Origin of the sequence: Endozoicomonas sp., assembly GCF_031844845.1 — a bacterium.
GTDB lineage: Bacteria > Pseudomonadota > Gammaproteobacteria > Pseudomonadales > Endozoicomonadaceae > Endozoicomonas.
The window spans coordinates 1-5,676 of sequence record NZ_JAVRMB020000416.1 but is presented as its reverse complement, the minus strand read 5'-3'; the positions used below and the strand labels follow the sequence as shown (position 1 = coordinate 5,676).

The window sequence follows — 5,676 nt, the reverse complement described above, 5'->3', positions numbered from 1 at the left end:
AGACTGCTCCATCCCGCGACAAAACTGGTCAGCTGATCTTTAGTAAAAAAGAACATCAACTGCTTTTAAAAATGGTTGCGGGAGCCGGATTCGAACCAACGACCTTCGGGTTATGAGCCCGACGAGCTACCAGACTGCTCCATCCCGCGACAAAAGAGAGGCGAATTATAGGGACGCTGGTTGTAATGTCAAGAAGCATCCGTTGAAAGGCATACGGGGATAAGATTTCGTACGGTATTCTTATTTTTCGAATACCGTACGACAGGGGGCAATTATTAGCTGGCTACAACCTTATTGGCAATCAGCTGGTTTACCACATCGGGGTCTGCCAGAGTTGAGGTATCACCAAGGTTCTCGTATTCATCTGCGGCGATCTTGCGGAGGATTCTTCTCATGATTTTTCCGGATCGGGTTTTAGGGAGTCCCGGAGCCCACTGAATGATGTCGGGTGTGGCAATAGGACCTATCTCTTTTCTCACCCAGTTCTTCAGGCTCTTTTTTAATTCCTCACTGCTGTCTATCCCGGTGTTCAGGGTGACATAGACATAGATTCCCTGACCTTTAATATGATGGGGGAATCCAACCACGGCTGCTTCAGCAACCTGATGATGGGCAACCATTGCTGATTCTATTTCTGCTGTGCCCATACGATGGCCCGAAACGTTGATCACATCATCGACGCGGCCGGTAATCCAGTAATAACCGTCATCATCCCTGCGGGCTCCATCACCGGTTGTATACATACCTTTAAAGGTTGAAAAATAAGTTTGAACAAACCGTTCATGATCGCCGTAAACGGTTCTTGCCTGACCTGGCCAGCTGTCCAGAATTACCAGGTTGCCTTCTCCTGGTCCATGAATGAGCCTGCCCATGTTATCAACCAGGGCAGGCTGTACACCAAAGAAGGGGCGCGTTGCTGATCCCGGTTTCAAATCTGTCGCTCCAGGCAGAGGAGTCAGCATGGCTGCTCCGGTTTCTGTTTGCCACCAGGTATCAACAATAGGGCACCGCTCCTCACCGATGGTTTTGTAATACCAGTTCCAGGCTTCCGGGTTGATGGGCTCACCCACAGAGCCCAGAAGTCTTAATGAGCTACGATGGGTATCATGAACTGCTGCATCACCTTCTGCCATAAGGGCACGGATAGCGGTAGGTGCGATATAGAGAATATTAACGTTGTGTTTATCAATAATTTTACTGATGCGATTGGTTTGTGGGTAATTGGGAAGCCCTTCATGCATGACAATGGTTGCACCATTCAATAATGGGCCATAGGTGACATAAGAGTGCCCGGTAATCCAGCCAATATCCGCATTACACCAGAATACCTCTCCGGGCTTATAGTCAAATACATACTGATGGGTCATTGATGCATAGACAAGGTAACCCCCCGTCGTATGCATAACGCCTTTGGGTTTTCCTGTTGAGCCAGATGTATAGAGAATAAAGAGTGGGTCTTCAGCATTCATCTCTCTGGCTTCGCAGTGCGGCGAAGTAAGCGTAGTTAGCTCGTGCCACCAGACATCACGATGGCGATGCCAGGCAATGTCAGCACCGGTATGTTTGTAGACGATTACTTTCTCGATGGTGTGTGTGTCTGGATGTGTCAGTGCTTCATCCACGTTGTCCTTCAGTGATACTTTACGACCGCCGCGAACGCCTTCATCGGCTGTGACGACAATTTTTGCCTTGGAGTCAATGATGCGGCCAGCCAGTGCTTCTGGTGAGAAACCACCAAAAACAACAGAATGAATAGCGCCAATCCGACTACAGGCCAACATGGCAACGGTTGCTTCGATGACCATGGGCATGTAGATGGCTACTACGTCCCCTTTGCGAACGCCCTGGCTCTTCAATGCATTGGCAAAGCGGCACACAAGCTCATGCAGTTCACGGTAGGTAACTTTTCTTGCTTCGCCTTCATCATCGGGCTCCCAGATAATGGCTAACTGGTCACCTTTATCGTCAAGGTGCCGGTCGAGGCAGTTGTAGGAAGCATTAGTGGTACCATCATAAAACCAGTTGATGCTGACAAAATGGTCATCAAAAGAGACTTTTCTCACTTTTGAAAAGGGTTTGAACCACTCAATACGCTGACCATGCTCACGCCAGAACCCCTCAGGATTAATAATGGATTGTTGATACATTTCCAGATACTGGTCGTTATCAACAAGGGTGTTCTCAAGGACAGCGGGTTTAACCGGGTAAACAGACGGGGATAAAGAGTTGTCGGACATGTCACTTCCCTTAGTTTTGTTATTGTTATTTAGTTCAAAATGACCGGAGACGGTTGTTTTTATGATTATTGTTGTTGCTGTTCAGGTTGGGTGATTAAAAGATAAGACGACTCTTGACGTTTTTATAAAGTGCCTTCAGTTTAGAATTTATGACAAATTCTGGTATTAGACTTTGGTCTTACGATTGATCTGGAAGTGTTTTTTAACAACCCCGGAGTGGACGAATTATAACCATACCATCATTCAATTACGGATCGACAGCCTGCTGATTACTTCAATGTTCAGAGGCGACAAAAGAAGGCTTTGGGTGTATATTTCGCAGGAGCTAGCCACGTAACAAATGAATGCTTCTTTGTTGGTGATGCCTTCTGAGTAATGTGACGAATAAATAGAATAATAACTATGTCTGGATGGATGCTCGCTCTTATTGCAACGGCCTATGTTGCCTGTCTTTTTGCTGCAGCCTGGTTTGGCGATTACCGGGGGAAAGCGTTTAGAAAACGCTGGCAGCCTTTGATTTACAGTCTTTCCCTGGCGGTTTATTGCACGTCCTGGACCTTCTTTGGGGCTGTGGGTCAGGCCAGTGAAAATTTGTGGTCATTTATTCCTATCTATCTTGGCCCCATTCTTGTTTTTGTCCTGTTCTGGAAGCTTCTGGTTAAGCTGATAACGGTCAGCAAGCAGGAAAATATCACCTCGATTGCGGATTTTATCGCTTCCCGTCATGGTCGCTCTCACTTTATGGCCATTATGGTGACGTTGATTCTGGTTATTGGCGTGTTGCCGTACATTGCATTGCAATTGAAGGCCATTGTTATGGGGTTTTCCCAGTTAACCAATGACAGCTGGGGTCCAGACCGATGGTCAAAAGAAGATCTTGCCCTGGCAATCACATTAACGCTCGCTGTATTCGTCATTATGTTTGGTACTCGAAAGCTGGATGCCACTGAGCACCAGAATGGCATTATGACAGCCATTGCTTTTGAGTCATTGATCAAGCTTTCGGTCTTCCTGCTTGTGGGAGGCTGGGTTACCTGGATGACGATAGATGATATTAATCTGGGTGATGTTTTTCAGCGAGAGAATACAGATACACCGATCGACTGGTTCGACAGTATCCTGATGCCAACCGTGATGGCCATGACCGCCATCCTGTGTTTGCCCCGGCAGTTTCATGTAACGGTTGTTGAAAACAGTAGCATTGACGACTTTTACCGGGCCCGCTGGCTTTTTCCGGCTTATCTTCTTTTGCTGGCCCTGTTTGTCGTGCCTCTGGCGTTGGCGGGTAACCAACTGTTAGGTGATGCTGTTCCCGGGGATGCCTATATGATTGAGTTGCCAAAAATGCTGGGTAGTTTACCCGTTGCCACGCTGGCTTTTCTGGGTGGTGTTTCTGCAGCCATCAGTATGGTTATTGTGGCAACCCTTGCCCTGACAACCATGGTTTCTAACGAAATACTCATGCCACTTCTTCTGCGTAGAACCAATTATCGAAACTGCAGGGAAAATAATGATTTTTACCGCTTCAGTGGATTATTGCTAACGGTCAGGCGAACGACCATTGTCTGTTTGCTGATGATGTCCTGGGTCGTTTATCGGTTATTGGGCGAGTCAGCTTCGCTGGCAGCTATTGGGCAGATGTCCTTTTCTGCAGTGGCACAGCTGGCTCCTGTGCTGCTTGGTAGCCTTTATGTAAGAGAGAGTAATGCTAAAGCAGCGACTGGTGGGATATTGGCAGGTTCTGTTGTCTGGTTCTTCTGTCTTGTTGTACCTGTGCTGGTGAATGTTTCATGGCTCGATTCCAGCATTGTTCAAATAGGTCTGTTTGGGTATGAATGGTTGAAACCGGGCAATCTTTTTGGTTTGCAGATCACTGAGACGGCGACAGGGGCTACGTTAGTTGCGCTTTCTCTGAATATTTTGATCTACCTGGCGGGCTGTCTCTACTTACGCCCCGATATTGAAGAGAGGAGGCAGTCCCGTAAATTTGTGGATGCTGTCCTTGCGGAAGATGGTGTCTTTCTGGATGTGGCTATTACCGTAGGAGAGCTTGAACAGCTGGCCAGCCAGTTTGTCAGTAAAAATCGGGTGCATGGTGTTATTCAGCGCTTCGAATTACGGAATAAAAATAAACAGGCAGAACCACAGCTTGTGGCTGCCATTGAGCGACTGTTGGCGGGAACATTAGGTGCATCATCTGCCCGTATTGTGATGAAGTCTCTTGTCCACGGAAATGTGGCGCTGGAAGAGGTTCAGGCGATGGTGGATGAAGCATCCGAAGTCTTTCAGTTCAACAGGGAGCTGCTTCAGGGGGCCATTGAACACATCAGTATGGGGGTCAGCGTTATTGATCGTGACCTACAGCTAGTGGCATGGAATAAGCGGTACCTTGAACTTTTCGATTACCCGGATGACTTGATCAGGGTTGGGCGTTCAATAGCGGATGTGATTCGGCATAATGCATTAAATGGGCTCTGTGGCTCGGGTGCTGAAGAGGGGCATGTTAATAAGCGGCTTTCTTATATGCGCGATGGGACTGCCCATCGATCGGAGCGACGTCGTACTGATGGACGGGTGATTCAGATTCAGGGGAATCCTATGCCTGGTGGAGGATTTGTCATGACCTTCACCGATATCAGTGAATTCCGTTAGGTGGAGCATGAACTGAAAGAGGTGAATGAGAGTCTTGACCATCGTGTGCAGGAGAGAACCAAAGAACTGTCATTATTAAATGTGCAACTTTTGGGCGCGAAGTCTCAGGCAGAAAAAGCCAATCACCTGCGATCACGCTTTTTTGCGGCGATCAGTCACGACCTGATGCAGCCAATGAATGCAGCAAGGCTTTTCACCGCCTCTATGGAACTGGAAGCCAGGGGGACCGTTTTTGCAGAGCTGGGACAAAATATCAGCAACTCTCTGAAATCCGCAGAGCATTTAATCACTGATCTTCTGGATATGTCCCGAATAGAAGCTGGAAAGATGGTAGTCAGTCGCCGGGAGCTGCCGGTAATGGAGATTTTAGAGCCATTGAAATCTGAGTTTGTCCTTCTGGCTAAGGAAAGTGGACTGACTTTTCGTGCGGTGCATTCCAGTACCTGGATCAAAACTGATCCCATTTTGCTGCGAAGAATATTACAAAACTTTCTCACTAACGCTTTTCGCTACGTCGAAAATAGCGAGTTAAATGGAAAAGTACTTCTGTGTTGCCGTTATTTAAACAGTGAGCAATTGAAGATAGAAGTGAGGGATAACGGCCCGGGTATACCTTCGGCACAGCAGGCGCTGATATTTTCTGAGTTCAAGCGCTTATCAACAACCGGTAATGGTCTTGGTTTAGGGCTCTCAATCGCAAAAGGGGTTGCTCAGATACTCGGTGCCAAAATATCGCTATCGTCTTCCCCAGGCCAGGGAGCGGTATTCTCTGTTGTTGTTCCTCTGG

General features: G+C 47.6%; 3 protein-coding genes and 1 tRNA gene. 2 read left to right on the top strand and 2 right to left on the bottom strand.

Annotated elements, in window-relative coordinates; all coding sequences use genetic code 11:
* Window positions 1-72: 72 nt before the first annotated feature.
* Both RM811_RS22885 and acs read right to left on the bottom strand, forming a co-directional pair.
* A tRNA-Met gene (locus RM811_RS22885) sits at window positions 73-149 on the bottom strand.
* A gap of 126 nt (window positions 150-275) precedes the next feature.
* Entirely contained in the window at window positions 276-2,237 is a 1,962-nt protein-coding gene (acs, locus tag RM811_RS22880; RefSeq protein ID WP_402528898.1) for an acetate--CoA ligase, read from the bottom strand.
* 402 nt (window positions 2,238-2,639) lie between these two features.
* On the opposite strand from acs, the gene RM811_RS22875 reads away from it, so the two are divergent.
* A complete protein-coding gene (locus RM811_RS22875) occupies window positions 2,640-4,889 on the top strand; it encodes a PAS-domain containing protein (RefSeq protein WP_402528895.1) in 2,250 nt (749 codons plus the stop codon).
* Window positions 4,890-5,676: sensor histidine kinase (locus RM811_RS22870; protein ID WP_402528893.1), on the top strand; the 787-nt coding region annotated here is incomplete at its 3' end.